Here is a 20,237-nt window from a genome sequence, read left to right on the forward strand (position 1 = left end):
GCGGGCCGGTCAGCGCAGGGCCGGGAGCGTTTCGACGGTGCCTTTCAGGCGGGCTCGTTCGGCGGCGAGAACCGCCAGGTGGCTGGCGAGGGAGTCGCGCGGACCCGACATGATCCGTGCGGGGTTCCCGGTTGCCACGGCCTCGACGAAGGCGTCCATGAGCCCCGCGTCTCCGCCGCCGTGACCACCGCCCGCGGTCATCTCCCCCTGCGGCGGGGGCGACACGTCCACTTCGCTGCGGGTCAGGAAGTCGTGGACCTGAATCGTCCTGCCGTCACCGTACAACTCGCCGCGGGTGCCGAAGATCCGGGTCTTGCGGGGGGCGGCCGCGTTGAACGCGGTCATGGTGAAGGTGGCGGTGGCTCCGCCGGGAAACTCCATCGCGACGACCTGATGGTCGACCACGTCGTTGTCGCAGGCGTACACGCACCGGCCGTAGGGTCCCGTGCGCAGGGCCCGGTCGAGCGCGTGCGGCGTGAAGTCGTCGACGACGACGCTGAGCGGCCAGCGGTGTTCGCCCCGGTCGAGCATGCCGCCGTAGAAGTGCGTGGCCGAGTACGGGCAGCTCTGCGCGAGCGGGCACTCCACGCACCGGTCGGCCGCCTCGGCGGGCCGGTGGTCCGGGGTGAAGTGCGAGAGGCGGCCGAAGCTGGACAGGCGCTCCGGCGACTGCCCCACGACGTACTGCAGCCAGTCCAGGTCGTGGCACGACTTGGCCATCAGCATGGACGTCGCCTCGTCAGTGCGCCGCCAGTTGCCGCGGACGAACGAGTGGGCCTGGTGCCAGAATCCGACCGGTTCCAGGTGCTGGAGGTTGATGATGTCGCCGAGCCGCCCGGAGTCGACGACGGCTTTGAGTGCCTGCGTGTAGGGGGTGTAGCGCAGGACGTGGCCCACGGCGAGCATGACGTCGGCCTTCTCGACCGCGGTCACGACCCGTCGGCAGGACTCTTCGTCGAGTGCCATCGGTTTTTCCAGCAGGATGTGGTAGCCGAGGGCGGCGAAGGTCTCGGTGGGCTCGACGTGGTCGCGGTCGAGGGTGCAGATCAGCACGGCATCGGCGATCCTGCCGCGAGCGGCGAGCTCCTTCCAGTCGGACACCGCGTTCCCGGGCGCGATGCCGTGGTGGGCGACGAGCCGGGCGCGGCGCACGGCTCGTGGCTCGGCCACGCCGACGACGGTCGCGCGGTCAGGGTGTGCGAGGGCCCACGCGGCGTATCCGGTGCCTCGATCGCCGGCGCCGATGACGAGGAGAGAGACAGGCGACATGCCGCACACCCTAGGGAGTCCCGCGCGCGGGGGAAGGCGCTTTCGCAGCACGCGCTTCTCACTCACTCTGCCTACTCGGATGGGCGGTCCGTTCACCGGCTGCCGAGACTGACAGTGAGCGCACGCTGACTGTGACCCCCGGGAGCCGGTATGACGATCATCGGTACGTGGAACCTGGAGAACTTGTTCCGGGCCGGTGAGCCGTCCGGCCCCGAAACCGAGGAGGAATACGAAACCAAGCTCAAGGGGCTCGCCGGCACGATCAACCGGCTCGGACCCGATGTGCTCGGGATTCAGGAGGTCGGCAATCCGGATGCTCTCGCGGACCTCGTCACTCGATTGGACGGGGACTGGCACACGACCCTGTCCGCGCACCCGGACGTCCGCGGTATTCGCGTCGGCTTCATCAGCCGCCTTCCGTTGACCACGGTGAAGGACGCAACGGACTTCCCGGAGCATCTCCGGCCGGTACAAATCGAGGACGACGGAACGTCGGCGGACGCCGCAGGTCGCGGCGTGCTCGCAGTCCGTGTGGAACCCGCCCCCGGCCACACCCTTGCGCTGGCGGTGTGCCACCTCAAGTCGAAGCTCCTGACGTTTCCCCCGCCGCCTCCCCAGCGGCACGTCCCCCATGACGAGGGGGAACGCGCGCGCTACAACGCCTACGCACTCTTCCGTCGCGGGGCCGAGGCCGTCACCCTGCGTGCTCTGGCCGACGAGCTCCTTGCCGGTGACGGCCGTCAGCACGACGTCGCCGTTCTGGGCGACTTCAACGACGGACCCACCGCAGCCACCACACAGATCCTCTGTGGTCCACCCGGCTCCCAGATCGGTACCGCAGGTTTCGACGATCCGGACAACGGTGACGCGCATCGGCTGTGGAACCTGGCGCCTCTGATCGGGAAGCAGCCCTTCTCCCGCATCTTCGCGGGCCAGCATGAATTGATCGACCACATTCTGGTCAGCCGCTCGCTGCTGTCCCGCGTCGAGGAAGCATTCGTGGGGGCCCTGGAGCCCTTGCCCGACATCGACTCCCAGCCGGCCGACCGGCGGGGCAAGCCGATTTCCGACCACGCACCGGTCATCGCCAGGCTCAGATACTGATCCCGCGGCGCCGGCGAAGGGTTTCCCCGCACCGGCACCGCCGACCGGGCCCGCCGGAATCAGGCGGGCGGGTCCTGGCGTGGTCGCTTCCTGCCGGACGGACGGGCCGCCGGTTGCGGGTCTCCGACGGGCAGGGTCCACGCGTTGACGAGCCGTCTGGCCGGCCCGGCGTCGTCGGCGAAGACGAGCACCTGGAACTTCCGCAGCGCCCGCACCGGTCCGTACGACCTGCGGGTGCAGGGGGCGACGGTGGACCGGATCCCGCAGGTGTCGAGGAACCGGCGGACCTCGTCGGCGGCAGTGGTCGTGCCCACGCACGCCACCGGCACCAGCAGCCCGTACGGGTAGCTCCGGCAGCCTGCGGTGAAGGCACGCGGCCGGATGCCGAAACGGGACAGGTAACGCACCGCGATCACCTTCTCGTCCCGTCCCCCGGTCAGTGGTGACCTTCGGGGACCCGGTGGGTCTCGGCGTGCCCGTGCGCCGCGGCGATCTCCTGGTACTCCTCCCGGCCCGCCTTGGAAATCTGGCCCGTCTCGCCGAAGTAGGCCCGGGAAAGACGCACCCTCAGCCGCTCCGACCACGTGATCCTGCGGCGGACGCCGTGCTCGTCCAGCTCCGGCGGGGGCTCGTACGGCTTCGGCTGCTCGTGCGCCGTGTAGTAGTAGAGATCGGCCTGCGACAGCGGCTCGTGGACCTCCACGTATTCGCCGTGCGGCTTGCGCACGATGACTCCGCTCTCGCGCCCGTGCAGGACCTTCTCCCGGTCGCGGCGCTGCAGCCCCAGGCACCACCTCTTGGTGATGACGAAGACCAGCACCGGCAGGACGAAGAAGCCGACGCGGACCACCCAGGAGATCGCGTTGAGAGACAGCTGGAAGCGCGTGGCGAAGAGGTCGTTGCCGCCGCCCACCAGCAGGAGCGCGTATTCGGAGATCCAGGCGGCACCGAAGGCGGTGCGGGTCGGATTGTTGCGGGGGCGTTCGGTGATGTGGTGTTCCCGGTTGTCCTTGGTGAGCCACGCCTCGAAGAAGGGGTAGCACCACAGGGCGAGGAGGATCAGGGGGAAGACCATCAGCGGGATGAACACCCCGAGCACCAGGGTGTGGCCCCACAGGTTGATCTCCCAGCCCGGCATGATGCGGATCAGGCCCTCGGAGAAGCCCATGTACCAGTCGGGCTGGGCGTCGGTGGTCACCTGGTCCGGCCGGTACGGCCCGTAGGACCAGATCGGGTTGACCTGTGCGATGGCCGAGAACACGGCCAGCACCCCGGTGACCAGGAAGAAGAAGCCGCCGGCCTTGGCCATGTAGACCGGCATCAGCGGCATGCCGACGACGTTCTTGTTGGTGCGTCCCGGCCCGAAGCCCTGGGTGTGCTTGTGGTAGAAGACCAGGATCAGGTGGGCCACCAGCAGCCCCAGCATGATGCCGGGAATCAGCAGCACGTGGACGGTGAACATCCTCGGCACCCAGATGGTGCCGGGGAATTCGCCGCCGAAGATGAAGAACACCAGGTAGGTGCCGACGATCGGCACGGACAGGATCGCGCCCTCCAGGAACCGGATGCCGGTGCCGGACAGCAGGTCGTCGGGGAGCGAGTAGCCCATGAAGCCGTCGAACATGCCGAGGATCAGCAGGCCGGCCCCGATGAGCCAGTTGAGTTCCCGGGGTTTGCGGAACGCGCCGGTGAAGAAGACGCGCATCATGTGCACGAGCATCGCCATGATGAAGACGAGTGCCGCCCAGTGGTGCAGCTGACGGAGCAGCAGGCCGCCGCGGACGTCGAAGCTGATGTCGACGGTCGACTTGTACGCGTCGGACATGAGGATGCCGTCGAGCGGCGTGTACGCACCGTGGTACACGACCTCGTTCATGCTCGGCTTGAAGAACAGCGTCAGATAGACGCCGGTCAGGATGATGATGACGAACGAGTAGAGGGCGACCTCTCCCAGCATGTAGGACCAGTGGTCGGGAAAGATCTTGCGCAGGTTCGCCTTGGCGAGGGAGAAGAGCCCGACTCGCCCGTCGGCCCAGACCGCGAGCCTTTCCCCCCGCGATGCCGGGGCGGAGGGGCCCTGGCCGGCCGAGGGGGTGTGTTGCGTAGTGGTCATGCGTGAGCGCTCCCGGCCTGGAAGGGCAACATATCCCTACTTGCCCCTTTATCCTACAAAGATCACCATTTTTGGCATTTTGACCTTCATCTTCCCTGTGTTCTGCCAAGGAGCACGGCATTTGCCGGGGAGTGTCGACGAGGGATGCACTTGGACACCGCCGGGGGCGGATGCGGTGCGGGGCGCGGTGGCCATCCGGCAGGACTCGTGGTGCGCGAGGGCCACCCGAACCACCACGCACCCGCATGCGCCCCGCACGGCTGCAGCCGAGGGTGAATTCCTAAGGCTGACGCCCCATCAGGCACAGGTCGGCCCCGGAGGACGACAAACACCCCCTGACCTGGGTTTTCTCCCAGATCAGAGGGTGTTTTCACACTGTCGGGACGGCGGGATTTGAACCCACGACCCCTTGACCCCCAGTCAAGTGCGCTACCAAACTGCGCCACGTCCCGGTGCTTGTCCGGCCCGGGCTTTCGCCCTTGCCGACCGCGCACGAGAACAATACCGCACTTCGTGAGGTGGTCGCGCACGGCTTTCACGGGTGACAGGGGGCGGGGGGACCCCCGGGAGGGTCGTCACGTACGGCGAGGGCGTCGTCACCTCGCGTCGGCTTCGGGTGTGCTTCCGTCAGCGTGCGGGGGGCCGTCTGGCGCCAGGAGTCTTCGAGGATGGCGCGGAGCTCTGCGGTGTTCTCGACGGCCGTCAGGCGGACGCGCAGCCATGCATAGCGGTCGTCGTGACCCGTTCGGATGAAGAATTTGCGGGGCTCCGAGGCGATCAGCCCGGCCCTGTCCTGCCGGGGGCACTTCACGCCCAGGGAGGCGTCGTCGTCCGCGAGGGACGCGAAGATCTTGCCGCCGACCCGGAACGTGGGCATGCCCCACGCGAGCTTCTCCGATGTCTCCGGCAGGGAGAGGGCGATGGTGCGGACGTCCTCGGCTGTGACCATGGTGCGCTCCGTTCCCGTCTCACCCGGCGCGTCCGGGGTGGCGCCGGATGCCGACGACCCTAACGCCCGGCACTGACAATGCCCGCTTTCTCAGGCTTGGTGCGGTGTTGACCTGCGACCTGTACGGCGTGCAACCATCGCCTTTTGGATTTTAGCTGTTGCATCGTCTAACTCCCTTGACACAGGAGGACAGTTGAACACCAGCATTTCGCGTCGAGGATTCCTCCGCACAGCCGCCGGGACCGCCGCCGCGGCCGGGGCCGCGGCCGGTACGGTCGCCGCTCTGCCACTGGATGCGGCGGCCTCGGCGCGCACCGTCCGCACCGTTCTCTCCTTCTCCGCGGCCACCAACGGGGCGGCCTCCCTCTCGCCTTCCGGCGATCAGTTGATCGCCGAGGTGCAGAACGTTCTGTGGTCCGTTCCCCGCAAGGGCGGGGAGGCCGTCGCGATAACCCCGGCCGATCTTGAGCCCACCCGCCCCGTCCACTCCCCCGACGGCAGATCGCTGGCCGTCTGTGCCTACCGGGGCGGCGGCTTCCACGTGTGGACGCTGCGCACCGACGGATCGGAGCTGCGGCAGCTGACGGACGGGCCGTGGGACGACCGGGGCCCGTCGTGGTCGCCGGACGGGCAGCGGATCGCGTTCGCCTCCGAACGCGGCGGCGACCCCGTGACGGGCAGCCCGTACCGTGTGTGGGTGGTGGACGTGCGCACCGGCGCGCTCACGCAGGTCACCGGGCTGGCCGGGCAGGAGGGGCCGGGGCAGGACGGGCCCTGGGAGGACTTCGACCCCGTCTGGTCGCCGGACGGCAGGCGGCTGCTCTTCGTGCGGGGCCAGGTCGTGGCGGGGGCGCTGGAGGCCCGGACGGTCGCCTCCGTGCCCGCCGACGGGCGGGGGCCGGTGCGGGCCGAGCACACCGAGACGGTCGCCGCCCAGGTCATGACGCCCGCCGTCGCGCCGGACGGACGGCTGGCCTATCTGCGGACGACGCCCGCGCCCGCCGCCTCCTGCACCCTGGTCGTCGACGGGGTGGCGGTGCCCGTGGACGGAGATGTGGAGCCGGTGCCTCCGCGATGGGTGGGGCGGGACGAGCTGCTGCTGACGGTGAGCGGCGAGTTCCGTCTCGTCCGGCCGGGGGCCGCCGCGTCCGCCGTGCGGACCCCGGCCGCCGACTCCCTCCCGCACCCCTCCGCGGCCCCCGCGCCCACCCCGCCCGCCGCGGCCGGTGGTGTGGCGTCGGTCACTCTCCCCTTCTCGGCGAAGCTGCCGGTGGAGCGGCCGCGCTACGAGGTCAAGCGGTACGACTTCGCCGCGGGGGGCGGGGTGCGCCGCGTGCGGGCGCTGCACCTGCCCGCACTGTCGCCCGACGGGCGTCAGGTGGCCTTCGCCGCGCTCAACTCCCTGTGGGTCGCGGACGTCTCCGGCGGCCGTGCGCCCCGGCAGGTGGTGAAGGCCGACCCCACCCGTTACGTCCTGGCGCCGACGTGGACGCGGGACGGCCGGGCGCTGCTCTACGCCGACGACCGCGACGGGCTGTTCGCCGTCCGCCGCCGGGACCTGGCCTCGGGCGAGGAGAGCGTGCTGGCCACCGGCGGGCGCGTGCACCCGGCGCTGTCACCCGACGGCACGCGGCTCGCCTGTGTGGATCTGTCCGGGAACCTCGTCGTGCGCGATCTCGCCGCCGGCACCGAGCGGGTGCTGGCGGCTCCGCTGGGGGGCGGCGGGCTGCCGGGCAGACCCAGCTGGTCGCCCGACGGGCGCTACCTCGCCCTCTGCGACCGCAACCGCCTGAACCAGCGCTTCCGCGAGGGCTACAACCTCATCCGCGTCGTCGACACGGCCGACGGCACCGCCCGGCTGCACGCGATCGCCCCGCACGCCTCCGTCTCCGACCGCTACGACTCCGGCCCGGTCTGGTCGCCCGACGGCCGCACCATGGCCGTGATCAGCGAGTCGGCGCTGTGGCTGGTGCCCGTACGGGCCGACGGTACGCCCGACGGCGCTCCGCGCCGGCTGACGGACGAGGCCGCCGACCATCCCTCCTGGTCCGCCGACGGGCGCTCGCTGCTGTACCTGTCCGCAGGCCGGCTGCGACTGCTGGACACCACGGACAACAGCACGCGCACGGTCCCCATCGCCCTCGACCACCGGCGCCCGGCCCCCGTCGACACGGTCGTGCACGCCGGCCGGTTCTGGGACGGCACGGGCACCGCGGTGCGCGAGGACGTCGACCTGGTCGTGCGGGAGGGCCGCATCGCCGCCGTCGAGGCGCACCGCGCGCGCCGCAACGCCAGGCGCACGGTCGACGCGTCGCGGCAGACGGTGATCCCCGGCCTGTGGGACGCCCACATCCACCCCTGGCAGTACACCTACGGCGGCCGGCAGACCGCGCTGCAGCTGGCGTACGGGATCACCACGGCGGTCTCCTTCGGCGGCTTCGCCTACGAGCAGGCCCGCCTCCGGGAGGCCGTGGCGGCGGGCGAGCTGGCCGGGCCGCGGCTGCTGACCAGCGGGGAGCTGCTGGACGGCCCGCGGGTCGCGTACAGCATGGGCCGGGCGCACCGGACCCGCGAGGGGCTGCGCCGTTCGCTGTCCCGGGCGGCGGCGCTGGAGTGGGACTTCGTCAAGACGTACGTCCGCGCTCCCGGCTGGGTGATGGAGGAGGCCGCCCGCTTCGCGCACGAACGGCTCGGGGTCCGGGCCGGCAGCCACCTGTGCTCGCCCGGCGTGCAGCTGGGGCAGGACCTGACGACGCATCTGCAGGCGACGCAGCGGCTGGAGTTCGGGCACGCGACGTCGGCGACCGGCCGGTCCTACCAGGACGTGGCGGAGATCTACACCGCCACCGACTTCCGGCTGATCGCCACGATCTTCACGTCGGTGCCGCTGCTGGGCTCGGACCCGGCGCTGGCCGAGGACCCCCGGGTGACCGCGCTGATGCCGCCGTGGGACGTGACGCTCGTGCGGCAGACGGCCGCCAAGGCGCCCACCGCCGACCAGCTGACCGCGCTGCGCCACGAAATGGAGGTCTACCGGCGGGTGCTGTCGGGGGGCGGCGTCGTCGCGCTCGGCACGGACGCCCCGCTGGTGCCCGTCGGCCTCTCCCTGCACCTGGGTCTGCGGGCCCTGCACCAGCATGGGCTGTCGGCCGCGCAGGCGTTGCGCACAGCGACCGTGCTGCCCGCGCGGGCCTTCGGCGCGGAGCGGGACCTGGGGACGCTGGAGCCCGGAAAGCTCGCCGACGCCACGGTCGTCGACGGGGACCCGTTCACCGACTTCTCCACGCTCGTCCGGACGACGGCCGTACTGCGCGGCGGCGTCGAGTACCGGCAGAGCGAGCTGGTCGGGGCCTACGAGCGGGCCGGCGCCCCGGCGCTGCGGCACGGCCGCCCGCACGGGGACTGGCTGGACGTCGGGCGGCAGCTGCGCCGTGACTCGTGCTGCGACATGGAGCACGGCCCGGGCCACTGACGGCCGGGCTCCGGGCGGCCGACCGCCCGCGCACTCCCCCGGGGCGGGTGCGCGGGCGGTCGTCCCGGTGGACCGGTCCTATTCCTTGATCTCGAACGAGTCGCCGTAGACCTTCCACTTCAGCGGCGGCTTGAAGTCGAAGTTGCCGCTGTTGAGGAACACGCGCTGGGCGGTGTCGACGCGGCTGGTGTCCTCGTGGGCCTTCTCGCTCTGCATGGCCTTCTTGCGGGCGTCGAGGAAGGCGTTGAGGTACGTCTTCTCGTCGCCGCCCTGGGCCGGGGGCCTGGCCTTGGACAGGGCGGTCTTGCGGATGCCGCCGAAGCTGTACTTGTCGCCGCCGTTGCCGTGCATGACGATCGCGTCGTAGTAGATGAACTGGCCCAGCGCGCGCAGGCCGTCGTTCTTCGCCTGCTTGACGGCGGGGTCGAAGTACACCCGGTCGCGCTCCGACTCCTGGGCGTCCTGGAACGCCTTGTCCTGGGCGGCCTTGCGCCAGGCGTCCTCGAAGGACTTGCCGAGGCCGTCGTGCGAGTCGCTGCCGTTGACCTTGCGCAGGGCGGGGAGGTACGTGGCGAGCGGGTTGCCCGGCTTCTTCTTGGTGTAGAGCTCGACGAGGTCGAGCATGTCGCCGGTGCCCGAACAGAAGCCGATGATGCCGGCGGTGTAGCCGCGGCCGTCGCCTATGTCCTCGATGTACTTGAACTGGCCGCGCCAGTCGAGCGAGGAGTTCTCCGCGCTCGACACCACGCGCATGGCGATGTCCTTGGCGCGGGGGTCGTCCAGGCCGGCCGCGGAGGTGCCGACGGCGTACGCGGCGTCCGCCCGGGCATGCGCCGCCGGCGCCGCCTGGCCGATACCCCCGAGGACGAGGGTGGCGGGCAGGGACAGGGCCGCACCGAGGAGGACGGCCCGAGTGGCCCCTCTCCGCAGGGGCGTCTTCATCTGGTGCGAGGTGCGCGCGAGCATGCAGAACTCCGTTCCCGATCGTTCCGGCAATGCGTTAGGAAGCTTTCCTAACCGTCGTCAGGCATTGAAGCCGCCGTTCCCGCGCATGACAAGGGGGACACGCACACATGTGCGGAAAAGTGCCCCCCGGCGCCAACCCCGGTGCTACACCCGGACGGTGGTCCCGGTGCCCGCCGCCTCGGCGGCACCCGCGGTCCGGCCGGCCGGCGAAGCCGTCGTCCCCACCGCCGGCCGGCCGTCCTCCGGACGCGCCGCGACCTGACGCCACCACGGATCGAGCGGCAGCCCGGCGACCGGCTCGAACGGCTGCCCGGGACGGGGCACGGCGATCCGCGCGCCGGTGCGCCGGGCCGCGGAGACGGTCCCCTCGGCGGGCTCCTCCCAGGGGTGCGGGGCCAGGACGAACGTGCCCCAGTGGATGGGCATCATGAGACCCGGCGAGGCGCCGCCCTGGAGGTCGGCGTGAGCACGTACGCCCTCCTCGGGCGTCATGTGGATGTCGGGCCAGAACTCTTCGCTGTAGGCGCCGACTTGCACCATGGTCGCGTCGAACGGCCCGTACTGCGCGCCGATGCCGGCGAAGCCGGGGAAGTAGCCGGTGTCACCACTGTGGAAGACGCGGTGCACGGGACCGGCGGCCACCCAGGAGGCCCACAGGGTGTGCTGGGTGTTGCGCAGGGCGCGCCCGCAGAAGTGCCGGGCGGGGGTGGCGGTCAGGGTGAGCCCTGCGACGTGGGTCTGCTCGTGCCAGTCGAGCTCGGTGATGCGGTCCGCCGGCACGCCCCAGTGCTCCAGGTGGGCGCCGACGCCGAGGGGCACGACGAAGGCCGTCCCGCGCCGGGCCAGGGCCCGGACCGTCGGCATGTCCAGGTGGTCGTAGTGGTCATGGGAGATGACCACCGCGTCGATCCGGCCGGTTTCGGCCAGTGGCACCGGCACCGGGTGCAGCCGCCGGGGGCCCGCGAAGGCGAAGGGCGAGCAGCGCTCGGACCACACCGGGTCGAACAGCACCCGGGCGCCGTCGATCTCGGCCAGCACGCTGGAGTGACCCATCCAGGTCAGGCGCAGCCCCGAGGCGGCGGGAACGGCCAGGTCGGCGACGGTGGTGGGGTGGACGGGCACGGCGTGGGCGGGTGCTCTGCGCAGGCGCTCCTCCTTGCGGAAGTACGTCGGCAGGTACCGCAGCAGGGAACCGGACGGTGCGTGCCGCTCGCCCGCGGGGTTGACGAACACGCCGTCGGCGAAGTTCGGCGACCGCCTGATGCGCGCCATCCGCTCCCCCGCCGGGTCCGCGCCGAACGCGGCCGGGCGCAGCGAGTCCAGTGGTGAGCTCTTCGGGCGGAAGCCGGGCACGGCGCCTCCTGGGCGGTGGGGGGCGACCCCCCACCGCCGGTTCGGGCCGTGGGGGAGGTCAGCAGGTCACCGTTATTATCCGGCCACACGCGTCACAGGCCGCTCACCCTCAGCGTGATGTTCAACCGTCCCTTCAGCCCCAGGGCCGGGGGTGCGGTGCCCGGCAGCGTTCTGGGCACGCCGTGGTAGGCCGCGCGTGAGGGCCCGCCGAAGACGAAGAGGTCGCCGCTGCGCAGCTCGACGTCCGTCCAGGGGCGGCCGCGGCCGCCGGTGTTGCCGAACCGGAAGACGCAGGTGTCGCCGAGGCTGAGCGAGACGACGGGCGCGTCGGCCTTCTCGTCGGCGTCGCGGTGCATGCCCATCCGCGCGCCGCCCTCGTAGTGGTTGACGAGCGCGATGTCGTACGGCTCGGCCCCCTCGTCCCGCTTCTCCCGCCCGTACGCCCGGGCCACCGCCTCCCGGGCCAGTTCGCCGAGCCACGGCGGGAACTGCTTGACCGGCGCGCCGTCGCCGTCGACCACGGTGCGGGCGTAGCCGTAGGGGAACCAGTGCCAGCCCAGGGACACCGTGCGCACCGACATCTCGCCGCCGCTGGGCATCCGTACCGTGCGCAGGCCGGCCGGCGGCCGGGCCCACTCCCGGCAGGCGGCCAGCAGGCGGGACTGGGCCGGCGGGTCCAGCCAGCCGGGTACGTGCACGGCGCCCGGCGCGATGCGCGCCGGGGGCCTCGGGAAGAGCTCGCCGTCCATGCGGCCAGCCTAGAACGGACCCCTGACATAGGCTCTGACCTGCGGTTTCAGAAACTTTCCGGGACGATGTCACATTCGACGGGGCCAGGTCCGTCGTACCGTCGACAGCAACCGCACCGTTCCGACGGAGGCACCGGCCATGGCTCGCATCTCTCTCGACCCGCCCCGCACCCTGCTGACCCGTCTCACCGCCTGGTACAGCAGGCGCGCCTACGGCAAGGTCATGGACCCGCTGCTGGCGCTGGCGCACCACCGCAGGGTGCTGATGACCGACGCCCGGTTCGAGATGTCGCTGGCCCGCTGGAACAAGCTCGAACCGGGGCTGAAGAACCTGGCCGAAATGGCGTCCGCGGCGGCCATCGGCTGCTCGTGGTGCATGGACTTCGGCTACTGGGCCGGCCGCCGGAAGGGCACGTCCCCCGAGAAGCTGCAGGACGTGCCGCGCTGGCGGGAGAGCGACGTCTACACCCCGCTGGAGCGGGACGTCATGGAGTACGCCGAGGCGATGACCGCGACCCCGCCCACCGTCGACGACGAGCTCGCGGACCGGCTGCGCGGCCGCCTCGGCGAGGCGGCGTTCGTCGAGCTGACCGCGATGGTGGCGGTGGAGAACTTCCGCTCGCGCCTCAACTCGGCGCTGGGGCTGACCAGCCAGGGGTTCAAGGACACCTGTGACGTCCCCGTCCGCCCGGCCGGCTGAGGCCGGTCCGCGGTCAGCCCTTGCGGCCCACGCCGCCGTAGAAGACGGTGTTGTTGAGCTCCTCGGCGCCGGGCACGGGTCCGTCCGGGCGCCACAGCGGCACCCGGACCAGACCGGGGTCGAGCAGTTCGAAGGCGCCGAAGAGCGGCTCGATGGCCGCGCGCCCACGGAGGTTGAGGGCGGCGGTGGCGTTCTTGTAGACGTCGACCACCCCTTCCTTGGCCACGTGGTCGATGCGGCCGCCGGCGTACTCCTCGTACGGCTCCTCGGTGGCGTGCGAGAGGACGAGCAGGCTGCCGGCGGGCAGGGCGTCGCCGAGCGTGGCGATGATGCCGGCCGGGTCCTCCTCGTCCTTGACGAAGTGCATGACGGCGACGAGCAGCAGGGCCACCGGCTCGTCGAAGTCGATGAGCTCGCGCACCACCGGATGGCCCAGGATCGTCCGCGGCTCCCGGACGTCCGCGAGGGCGAAGCCCGCGCCGCCCGCGTGGGTCAGCTTCGCCCCGGCGTGGGTGGCCACGATCGGGTCGTTGTCGACGTACGCCACCCGGACGTCCGGGGCGGCCTCCCGTGCCACCTCGTGGGTGTTCGGGGAGGTGGGTATGCCGGTGCCGATGTCGAGGATCTGCCGGACGCCGCCGCGCACGGCCTCCCGCACGGCCCGCCGCAGGAAGGCGCGGTTGGCGCGGGCGGAGAGCCGGACCTGCGGGTGGACGGCGATGACGCGCTCGGCGGCGGCGCGGTCGACCTCGTAGTTGTCCCAGCCGTCGAGGTAGTAGTCGTACATGCGGGCCGGGTGCGGCCTGCTGGTGTCGATCTCCTCGGCGGTGAAGCCCTGCCCGCCCGTGCCCTGCCCGTCCACGCCTTGCTCGATCACGCCCTGTTCCCTTCGGTACGCATGCGGCTGTCGCCGGTCGGTCGGTCCTCGCGCCTCCCGGCGCCTAGTCGGCGCTCACGCTCGGCCCCGCCAGCAGGAAGTCGGCCTCGCCGGCCTTGGCGCCCCGGATGAAGGTCTCCATCTCGTGACGCGTGTAGATCAGTGCCGGACCCCCGGGGTCGGTGGACTGTCTCAGGGCCACCCGGCCGTCCACCAGCCGCAGCACCTCGACGCAGCTGCCGCCGTTGCCACCGCTCCACGGCTTGCTCCACCCCTCGGTGCCGAGGTCGGTGGCGGGCATGCCGTTGTAGATGTGGTCCCGATCCATGGTTCAGATCTCCTTACGAATGCCACCCAGGATGGCCTTGGTGGTGTGTGCCGGCGCGGCCTGCGCGCACATCCGGTCCAGGGCCTCCAGGAAGGCCGAGACGTCGTCGCGCTGGTCGAAGTACGAGGCTCCGACGAGGTTTTCGGCGTACGCGATGTCCGGCAGCTCCTGGAGGGGGAACCGGAAGATGTGGAAGGGGCCGTACATCGCCGGGTGGGGCCCGGCGGCGAACGGCATGAACTGCAGTCGTACGTTGGGCAGGTCGGTGGCCTCGATGAGCCGGTCGACCTGGGCGCGCATCACGTCCGGCCCGCCGATGGGCCGGCGCAGCACGGTCTCGTCCATCACCACCCACAGCAGCGGCGCCCTGTCCCGGGTGAGCAGGCCCTGGCGCTGCCGGCGGACGGCGACGGCGCGCTCGACGTCGGCCTCGCGGGCGTGCGGCATCCCGGCGCGCAGGACGGCGCGGGTGTAGTCCTCGGTCTGCAACAGGCCGGGGACGTAGTGCGGTTCGTAGGCGCGGATGAGGTTGGCCTCTCCCTCCAGGCTCACGAACGCGCTGAACCACTCCGGCAGGACGTCGCGGAAGCGGTGCCACCAGCCCGGGCGGTTGGCCTCGCGGGTGAGGGTGAGGAAGCCCTCGACCTCCTCGGGGTCGAGCACGCCGTAGACGTGGAGGAGCTTCTCCACGTACGGGATCTTCAGGCCGACCTCGGCCTTCTCCATACGGCGGACGGTGGCGTGCGTGACGTCCAGCGCCTGGCCGGCCTCCTCGTAGGAGAGCCCGGCCCTCTCCCTGAGGTCCTGCAGGCGCTTGCCGAGCACGACCCTCAGGACCGTAGGGGCGCCCGTCGGCCGCGAGTCCGCCACTGTCCACCCCCTCCAACTGCCGTCATATGCCAGCAGTGTGCCACGCAGTCCGTCCACCGAACAGACTGTCCGTGCGGTTCTGTAATTTGCAGATTGAACCTTGCCACAGATGAGCTCTATCGCACATAGTTGCGGAGTGCTCCCCTCCCATGACGCACCCTCGCTCGGGTTCCGCGGTGGCTTCCTCGCCGGCCGCCTGCAGGACGCCTTTCACTTCCCGGCCCTCAACACCTCGGTGTCAGAGGCCCGCAAACGGGTCCTCGCGCGGCTGCGGGAGTGGGGCATCGACGAAGTGGCCTGCGACGACGCCCAGTTGGTGGTGTCGGAGCTGTTCACCAACGCCGTGCGGCACACGGACAGCGACAAGGTCAGCTGTCAGCTGCGGATCAGCGCGGCGGCGCTGCGCATAGAGGTCGCCGACCAGGGGCACGCCTCGACGGAGCCGAGGGCACGGTGCAGCGGGGCGGACGAGGAGAGCGGGCGCGGACTGCTGCTGGTCGGGGCCCTGTCCCAGGCGTGGGGGGTCCGGCCCGACGACACCGGCCGGGGCCGTGTCGTCTGGGCCGAGCTGCCGCACAGGCGGCTCCCCCACGGAAGCGGACCTGCCGAACGGGTCCGCTGAAACGAATCTTCGGAACGGCTCGCCGCGGTTACAGCGGCAGCAGATCCGGCCGCTTGGGCTCGACGTTGTCGCCCGAGGACTCGCCGCGCAGCCGGCGGCCGATCCACGGCACCAGGTGCTCGCGCGCCCAGTGGATGTTGTCCCGGCGCACCTCGGCGGGCGAGCGCTGGTCCTCGTCCGGCCACTCCTGGTCGGGGTCGGCGGGGACCTCCAGGCCGAGGACCTGGGCGGCGCGCAGCGCCACGCGGGTGTGCCCGTCCGCCGAGAGGTGGAGCCGGTCGTCGTCCCAGGCCCGCCGGTCCTGCACCGAGCGCAGCGACCACAGGTCGAGCACCGGGCAGTCATGGCGGTCGGCGATGGAACGCACGTGGGCGGTGTAAGTCGCGATCTTGCCCCGCAGGTGGCGCAGGACCGGTACGCCTCGGGTGTCGAATCCGGTGCACAGCAGCACCGTGCCGACGGAGTCCTTGAGCCGGACCACGGCCGCCTCGTAGCGCTCCGCCACGTCGTCCGGGTCGCTGCCCGGACGCAGGATGTCGTTGCCACCCGCGCAGAAGGTGACGAGATCCGGCCCGAGCTCGATGGCCCGGGGCACCTGCTCCTCGACGATCTGGTCCAGGAGGCGCCCCCGGACGGCGAGGTTGGCGTACGTGAAGGAGTGCTCCGCCTGCTGGTCGGAGAGGAGTACGGCCAGTCGGTCGGCCCACCCGATGAAGGTGCCGTCGGGTCCTGGATCGCCGACGCCCTCGGTGAAGCTGTCCCCGACGGCTGCGTACGACCCGATCGCGCTCTTGCTGAATGTATTCGAATCGTCTGCCACGTCAGTACATCTTTCACCGTCAGGAGTGACCTACGCCACCGTAACCAGGGGTTGACGTGCCGTGATGTATCCCACCCCGGCAAACTCGCGTCAGCCGGAATACGATCGGCACCGGCATCCGGCCGAGACCCGAGGAGCGCCCGTGACCCAGACGCCGCACGTCCCGCAGGCCGAACCCGAGCTGGCGGGGGTACGCAACTTCCGTGATCTGGGCGGCCTCCCGGCCGCCGACGGGCGGCGCGTACGGCCCGGCGTCCTCTTCCGCAGCGGCCACCTCGCGCACGCGACCGAGGCGGACGCCGCGTTCCTCGACACGCTCGGCCTGCACACCGTCTTCGACTTCCGCAACGCCGCCGACATCGCCCTGGAGGGGCCGGACGTCACCCTCACCGGGGTGCGGAACGTGAACATCCCGCTCTCGGACCCGGCGGACGGCAGCGAGTTCTGGCGGATGGTCCGCGACGGCGGCCTGGAGACCCTGCGGTCCGTGCTGGGGCAGGGCCGGGCGGCCGGCCGCATGGCCGAGTCCTACCGCACGATGATCATCACCCGGACCGCCGAACACAGCCGGGTGCTGCGCGCCCTCGCCGAGGACAGCGTGCCGGCGCTGATGCACTGCGCCGCCGGGAAGGACCGGGCGGGGCTGTCGGTCGCGATCACCCTGATGGCCCTCGGGGTGCCGCGCGGGGCCATCGAGGCCGACTACCTCGAATCCAACGCCCCCCACCGCCGCTACCGGGTGCGGCGCGGCGACGGTACGGACGCGGACGGCTCGCCGGAGGTGAGCGAACTGCTGTCGCCACTGTTCGAGGCGCGGGCCGAGTACCTGGCGTCGGCCTTCGACGCGATCACGGAGACCTGGGGGAGCACCCGGCGGTACCTGACCGAGGGGCTGGGCTTCGGCCCCGGGGAGCAGGAGCGGCTGCAGAGGACGCTGCTCACCGGCTGAGGGCCGGTGAGAGCCCCCTCCCTCCCGGCCCTCAGCGCCCGCCCACCGCCTGCTTCACCAGCGTGCGGCCGAAGTCCCACATCAGGCCGCCGCCGGCGTGGGCGTCGTCCATGACGGCGCTGAAGGCCGTGACGAAGCGGTCCACTTCGGGCTCGCCGATGATCAGCGGGGGGATCAGCTTGATCACCTCCAGGTGATCGCCCGAGACCTGGGTGAGGATGCGGTGCTTCTGCAGCAGGGGCACCACGACCATCTGCGCGAACAGGCCCTTGCGCGCCGCCTGCAGCATCGTCCAGCGGCTGCGCAGGCCCAGCGACTTGGGCCTGCCGAACTCGATGCCGATCATCAGTCCGCGGCCGCGCACCTCGTGCAGCAGCTCGTACCTGTCCACGAGCGCCGCGAGGCGGGAGCGCAGCAGCTCGCCGGTCCGGTGGGCGTTGGCCACGAGCTGCTCGTCCGCGATGACGGAGAGGACGGCCAGACCGGCCGCCATGGCCTGGGCGTTGGAGCCGAAGCTGGCCGAGTGGACCAGGACGCGGTCCATGGACGAGTAGACCTTCTTGAAGATCCAGTCCTTGCCCAGCGTCGCCCCGACCGGGACGTAGCCGCCGGAGAGGGCCTTGGCCACGCACACGAGGTCCGGTTCGACCCCGCTCTCGTGCTGGTGGGCGAAGAACGCGCCGGTCCGCCCGATGCCGGTCTGCACCTCGTCGGCGATGAGCAGCGCCTTGTGCCGGTGCAGCAGCTCCTGCGCGGCGCGCAGGTAGCCGGGGGGCGCCTCGTGGACGCCCTTGCCCTGGATCGGTTCGATCACCAGGGCCGCCACGTCACCGCGCTCCAGCTCGCGTTCCAGCCGCTCCAGGTCCCCCAGGGGGACCGCGGTGTCGGGCAGCAGGGGCGCGAAGCCGTCGCGGAAGCCGTCCTCGCCGTTGACGGAGAGCGAGCCGACGGTGAGCCCGTGGAAGGCGTGCGTGCAGTAGAGCACGCGCGGTCTGCCGGTGGCGTAGCGGGCGAACTTCAGGGCGGTCTCCACGGCTTCGGTGCCGCTGTTGCCGAAGAACACCCGGTCCAGGTGCGGGGTGTGGGCCAGCAGCCTCTCGGCGAGCAGCCCGGGCAGCGGGGGGCAGTCGAAGCGGGTGAGGTCGGCGAGCGAGGCGTCGAGGACGTCGTGCAGCGCCTTGCGGACGACCGGGTGGTGGCGGCCCAGGCCCATGACCCCGAAGCCGGCCAGCATGTCGAGGTAGTCCCGGCCCTCGGAGTCCCAGAAGTAGGCGCCCTCGGCCCGCTCGTAGACCTTGTCGAAGCCGATGGTGCGCAGCATGCGCGGCAGCTGGTGGTTGAGGTGCCGGGCGTGCAGGTCGTAGCGTTCGCCGCCGCGCTCGGCCAGCAGCCGGGCCAGGTCGAACCCCTTCGTGGCGTCGGCGGTCATGCGCGCTCGCTCTCCTTCCCCGCCAGGGCGGCGTCCTGGCCACACCCTGCGGCGTCCTTGCGGGCCAGGGCCGCGCTGATCCGCCCGGCGATCTCGGCCGGCGTCAGCCCCAGGTCGGCCAGCACCTCGGCCCGTTTGGCGTGGGCGAGGAACTGCTCGGGGATGCCGAAGGTCCGCAGGGGCAGGTCGACGCCGGCGTCGCGCAGCGCCTGGGCCACGGCCCAGCCGACGCCGCCGGTGCGGCTGTTGTCCTCGACGACGGCGACCAGGCGGTGCTTGCGGGCGAGGGAGGGCAGCGCCTCGTCGACGGGCTTGACCCAGCGCGGGTCGACCACCGTGCAGGTGGTACCGCGGGCGTCGAGGAGCTCGGCGGCGTCCAGGGCGACCGGTGCCATGGCTCCGACGGCGACGAGCAGGACGTCCGCCCCGCCGTCCGGGTCCCCGGGGCGGGCCAGGACGTCCATGCCGCCGATGCGGCCGACGGCGGGAACGTCCTCCCCCACGGTCTCCTTGGGGAAGCGCACGACGGTGGGCGCGTCCTTGACCTCGACGGCCTCGCGGAGCTGGGCGCGCAGCTGGCCGGCGTCGCGCGGGGCGGCGATGCGCAGGCCGGGGACGACCTGCAGGATCGACATGTCCCACATGCCGTTGTGGGAGGCGCCGTCGGTGCCGGTGACGCCGGCCCGGTCCAGGACGAAGGTCACGCCGCACTTGTGCAGGGCGACGTCCATGAGGACCTGGTCGAAGGCGCGGTTGAGGAAGGTGGCGTAGACCGCGAAGACCGGGTGCAGGCCACCGGTGGCCAGGCCGGCGGCCGAGACGGCGCCGTGCTGCTCGGCGATGCCGACGTCCCAGACCCGGTCGGGGTAGAGCTCGGCGAACCTCGTCAGCCCCACGGGGTCGAGCATCGCGGCGGTGATGGCCACGACGTCCGGCCGCTCGGCTCCGATGCGGACCATCTCGTCGCCGAACACCGACGTCCAGGACGTCCCGCCGGCCGGCGAGAGGGGCTTGCAGGTGAGGGGGTTCATCACGCCGACGGTGTGGAAGCGGTCCGCCTCGTCCTCCAGGGCGGGCTGGTAGCCGCGGCCCTTCTCGGTGCGGCAGTGCACGAGGACGGGGCCGTGGAAGCGCTTGGCGCGGCGCAGCGCCGACTCGACGGCGCCGACGTCGTGCCCGTCTATCGGCCCCAGGTACTTCAGGCCCAGGTCCTCGAACATGCCCTGCGGGGCGAAGGCGTCCTTGAAGCCCTTCTTCGCGCCGTGCAGCGACTCGTACAGCGGTTTGCCGACGAGCGGCAGGCGCTGGACGGCGTCCTTGCCCCAGGTCAGGGCGCGTTCGTAGCCGTCGGTGGTGCGCAGGGTGGCCAGGTGGTCGGCGAGGCCGCCGATGGTGGGCGCGTAGCTGCGCTCGTTGTCGTTGACGACGATGATCAGGGGGCGGTCCTTGGCGGCGGCGATGTTGTTGAGCGCCTCCCAGGCCATGCCGCCGGTCAGGGCGCCGTCGCCGATGACGGCGACGACGTGGCGGTTCCAGCGGCCGAGCACCTGGTTGGCCTTGGCCAGGCCGTCGGCCCAGCCCAGCACGGTCGAGGCGTGGCTGTTCTCGATGACGTCGTGCTCGGACTCCTCGCGCGAGGGGTAGCCGGACAGGCCGCCCTTGCCGCG

The 20,237-nt window shown here is 71.7% G+C and carries 18 protein-coding genes and 1 tRNA gene; 5 read left to right on the top strand and 14 right to left on the bottom strand.

Going from position 1 to position 20,237, the window contains the following annotated elements; all coding sequences use genetic code 11:
* Positions 1–9: 9 nt before the first annotated feature.
* Complete coding sequence (locus tag LE181_RS08515; RefSeq protein WP_225660587.1) at positions 10–1,269, bottom strand: Gfo/Idh/MocA family protein; 1,260 nt, start codon at positions 1,267–1,269, stop codon at positions 10–12.
* Between the two features lie 150 nt (positions 1,270–1,419).
* Between LE181_RS08515 and LE181_RS08520 the strand changes: the two genes are divergently transcribed.
* Positions 1,420–2,373: an endonuclease/exonuclease/phosphatase family protein gene (locus LE181_RS08520; protein ID WP_225660588.1), complete on the top strand. Its 954-nt coding sequence runs from the start codon at positions 1,420–1,422 to the stop codon at positions 2,371–2,373.
* A 59-nt stretch (positions 2,374–2,432) separates the two neighbouring features.
* On the opposite strand, the gene LE181_RS08525 is transcribed toward LE181_RS08520, so the two are convergent.
* The 4 genes from LE181_RS08525 to LE181_RS08540 form a co-directional block, all read right to left on the bottom strand.
* Positions 2,433–2,780, bottom strand: coding sequence for a hypothetical protein (locus LE181_RS08525; RefSeq protein WP_225660589.1), 348 nt, complete (start codon positions 2,778–2,780; stop codon positions 2,433–2,435).
* A 29-nt stretch (positions 2,781–2,809) separates the two neighbouring features.
* Positions 2,810–4,486, bottom strand: a complete 1,677-nt coding sequence (gene qcrB, locus LE181_RS08530; protein ID WP_225660590.1) for a cytochrome bc1 complex cytochrome b subunit — start codon at positions 4,484–4,486, stop codon at positions 2,810–2,812.
* Positions 4,487–4,864: 378 nt separating this feature from the next.
* Positions 4,865–4,938, bottom strand: a tRNA-Pro gene (locus tag LE181_RS08535).
* Positions 4,939–5,021: 83 nt separating this feature from the next.
* Positions 5,022–5,435 (bottom strand): MmcQ/YjbR family DNA-binding protein, encoded by a 414-nt coding sequence (locus tag LE181_RS08540; protein ID WP_225660591.1) that lies wholly within the window; start codon positions 5,433–5,435, stop codon positions 5,022–5,024.
* A 193-nt stretch (positions 5,436–5,628) separates the two neighbouring features.
* On the opposite strand from LE181_RS08540, the gene LE181_RS08545 reads away from it, so the two are divergent.
* The gene (locus tag LE181_RS08545) at positions 5,629–8,907 is read left to right on the top strand and encodes an amidohydrolase family protein (protein ID WP_225660592.1); all 3,279 of its coding nucleotides are present in this window, start codon (positions 5,629–5,631) and stop codon (positions 8,905–8,907) included.
* Between the two features lie 78 nt (positions 8,908–8,985).
* Here the strand turns inward: LE181_RS08545 and LE181_RS08550 are convergent, their stop codons facing one another.
* From LE181_RS08550 to LE181_RS08560, 3 genes are all read right to left on the bottom strand, one after another.
* A complete protein-coding gene (locus LE181_RS08550; RefSeq protein ID WP_372458286.1) occupies positions 8,986–9,873 on the bottom strand; it encodes a chitosanase in 888 nt (295 codons plus the stop codon).
* A gap of 144 nt (positions 9,874–10,017) precedes the next feature.
* On the bottom strand, positions 10,018–11,226 hold the full coding sequence (locus LE181_RS08555; protein ID WP_225660593.1) for an MBL fold metallo-hydrolase: 1,209 nt from the start codon (positions 11,224–11,226) through the stop codon (positions 10,018–10,020).
* A gap of 92 nt (positions 11,227–11,318) precedes the next feature.
* The gene (locus tag LE181_RS08560; protein ID WP_225660594.1) at positions 11,319–11,975 is read right to left on the bottom strand and encodes an alpha-ketoglutarate-dependent dioxygenase AlkB family protein; all 657 of its coding nucleotides are present in this window, start codon (positions 11,973–11,975) and stop codon (positions 11,319–11,321) included.
* A 139-nt stretch (positions 11,976–12,114) separates the two neighbouring features.
* Here LE181_RS08560 and LE181_RS08565 point away from each other — a divergent pair, with 139 nt between their 5' ends.
* The gene (locus tag LE181_RS08565) at positions 12,115–12,675 is read left to right on the top strand and encodes a carboxymuconolactone decarboxylase family protein (protein WP_225660595.1); all 561 of its coding nucleotides are present in this window, start codon (positions 12,115–12,117) and stop codon (positions 12,673–12,675) included.
* A 13-nt stretch (positions 12,676–12,688) separates the two neighbouring features.
* Here LE181_RS08565 and LE181_RS08570 read toward each other — a convergent pair whose 3' ends face one another.
* The 3 genes from LE181_RS08570 to LE181_RS08580 form a co-directional block, all read right to left on the bottom strand.
* The gene (locus LE181_RS08570; protein ID WP_372458288.1) at positions 12,689–13,462 is read right to left on the bottom strand and encodes an SAM-dependent methyltransferase; all 774 of its coding nucleotides are present in this window, start codon (positions 13,460–13,462) and stop codon (positions 12,689–12,691) included.
* Positions 13,463–13,616: 154 nt separating this feature from the next.
* Positions 13,617–13,880: a DUF397 domain-containing protein gene (locus tag LE181_RS08575; RefSeq protein WP_225660597.1), complete on the bottom strand. Its 264-nt coding sequence runs from the start codon at positions 13,878–13,880 to the stop codon at positions 13,617–13,619.
* Positions 13,881–13,883: 3 nt separating this feature from the next.
* Positions 13,884–14,750, bottom strand: coding sequence for a Sco1979 family transcriptional regulator (locus tag LE181_RS08580; protein WP_225660598.1), 867 nt, complete (start codon positions 14,748–14,750; stop codon positions 13,884–13,886).
* A gap of 109 nt (positions 14,751–14,859) precedes the next feature.
* On the opposite strand from LE181_RS08580, the gene LE181_RS08585 reads away from it, so the two are divergent.
* Positions 14,860–15,372 (top strand): ATP-binding protein, encoded by a 513-nt coding sequence (locus tag LE181_RS08585; protein WP_225660599.1) that lies wholly within the window; start codon positions 14,860–14,862, stop codon positions 15,370–15,372.
* A 28-nt stretch (positions 15,373–15,400) separates the two neighbouring features.
* Here LE181_RS08585 and LE181_RS08590 read toward each other — a convergent pair whose 3' ends face one another.
* Positions 15,401–16,192 carry an SGNH/GDSL hydrolase family protein gene (locus tag LE181_RS08590; protein WP_225660600.1) on the bottom strand — a complete coding sequence of 264 codons (792 nt, stop codon included), beginning with the start codon at positions 16,190–16,192 and terminating at the stop codon, positions 15,401–15,403.
* Positions 16,193–16,334: 142 nt separating this feature from the next.
* Here LE181_RS08590 and LE181_RS08595 point away from each other — a divergent pair, with 142 nt between their 5' ends.
* Positions 16,335–17,141, top strand: coding sequence for a tyrosine-protein phosphatase (locus tag LE181_RS08595; RefSeq protein WP_225660601.1), 807 nt, complete (start codon positions 16,335–16,337; stop codon positions 17,139–17,141).
* 31 nt (positions 17,142–17,172) lie between these two features.
* Here LE181_RS08595 and LE181_RS08600 read toward each other — a convergent pair whose 3' ends face one another.
* Positions 17,173–18,570 carry an aspartate aminotransferase family protein gene (locus LE181_RS08600; RefSeq protein WP_225660602.1) on the bottom strand — a complete coding sequence of 466 codons (1,398 nt, stop codon included), beginning with the start codon at positions 18,568–18,570 and terminating at the stop codon, positions 17,173–17,175.
* The coding region (dxs, locus tag LE181_RS08605; protein WP_225660603.1) for a 1-deoxy-D-xylulose-5-phosphate synthase at positions 18,567–20,237 on the bottom strand (1,671 nt) is incomplete at its 5' end. The genes dxs and LE181_RS08600, both read right to left, overlap by 4 nt.

The sequence above is a fragment of the Streptomyces sichuanensis genome, from assembly GCF_020328095.1.
Taxonomy (GTDB): domain Bacteria; phylum Actinomycetota; class Actinomycetes; order Streptomycetales; family Streptomycetaceae; genus Streptomyces; species Streptomyces cinnamoneus.

Bases quoted from the DNA above. Each gene is read 5' to 3' on its own strand.
- LE181_RS08515 (WP_225660587.1), bottom strand. From the start codon at position 1,269: ATGTCGCCTGTCTCTCTCCTCGTCATCGGCGCCGGCGATCGAGGCACC.
- LE181_RS08520 (WP_225660588.1), top strand. From the start codon at position 1,420: ATGACGATCATCGGTACGTGGAACCTGGAGAACTTGTTCCGGGCCGGT.
- qcrB (WP_225660590.1), bottom strand. From the start codon at position 4,486: ATGACCACTACGCAACACACCCCCTCGGCCGGCCAGGGCCCCTCCGCC.
- LE181_RS08540 (WP_225660591.1), bottom strand. From the start codon at position 5,435: ATGGTCACAGCCGAGGACGTCCGCACCATCGCCCTCTCCCTGCCGGAG.
- LE181_RS08550 (WP_372458286.1), bottom strand. From the start codon at position 9,873: ATGCTCGCGCGCACCTCGCACCAGATGAAGACGCCCCTGCGGAGAGGG.
- LE181_RS08560 (WP_225660594.1), bottom strand. From the start codon at position 11,975: ATGGACGGCGAGCTCTTCCCGAGGCCCCCGGCGCGCATCGCGCCGGGC.
- LE181_RS08565 (WP_225660595.1), top strand. From the start codon at position 12,115: ATGGCTCGCATCTCTCTCGACCCGCCCCGCACCCTGCTGACCCGTCTC.
- LE181_RS08570 (WP_372458288.1), bottom strand. From the start codon at position 13,462: ATGTACGACTACTACCTCGACGGCTGGGACAACTACGAGGTCGACCGC.
- LE181_RS08575 (WP_225660597.1), bottom strand. From the start codon at position 13,880: ATGGATCGGGACCACATCTACAACGGCATGCCCGCCACCGACCTCGGC.
- LE181_RS08585 (WP_225660599.1), top strand. From the start codon at position 14,860: ATGAGCTCTATCGCACATAGTTGCGGAGTGCTCCCCTCCCATGACGCA.
- LE181_RS08600 (WP_225660602.1), bottom strand. From the start codon at position 18,570: ATGACCGCCGACGCCACGAAGGGGTTCGACCTGGCCCGGCTGCTGGCC.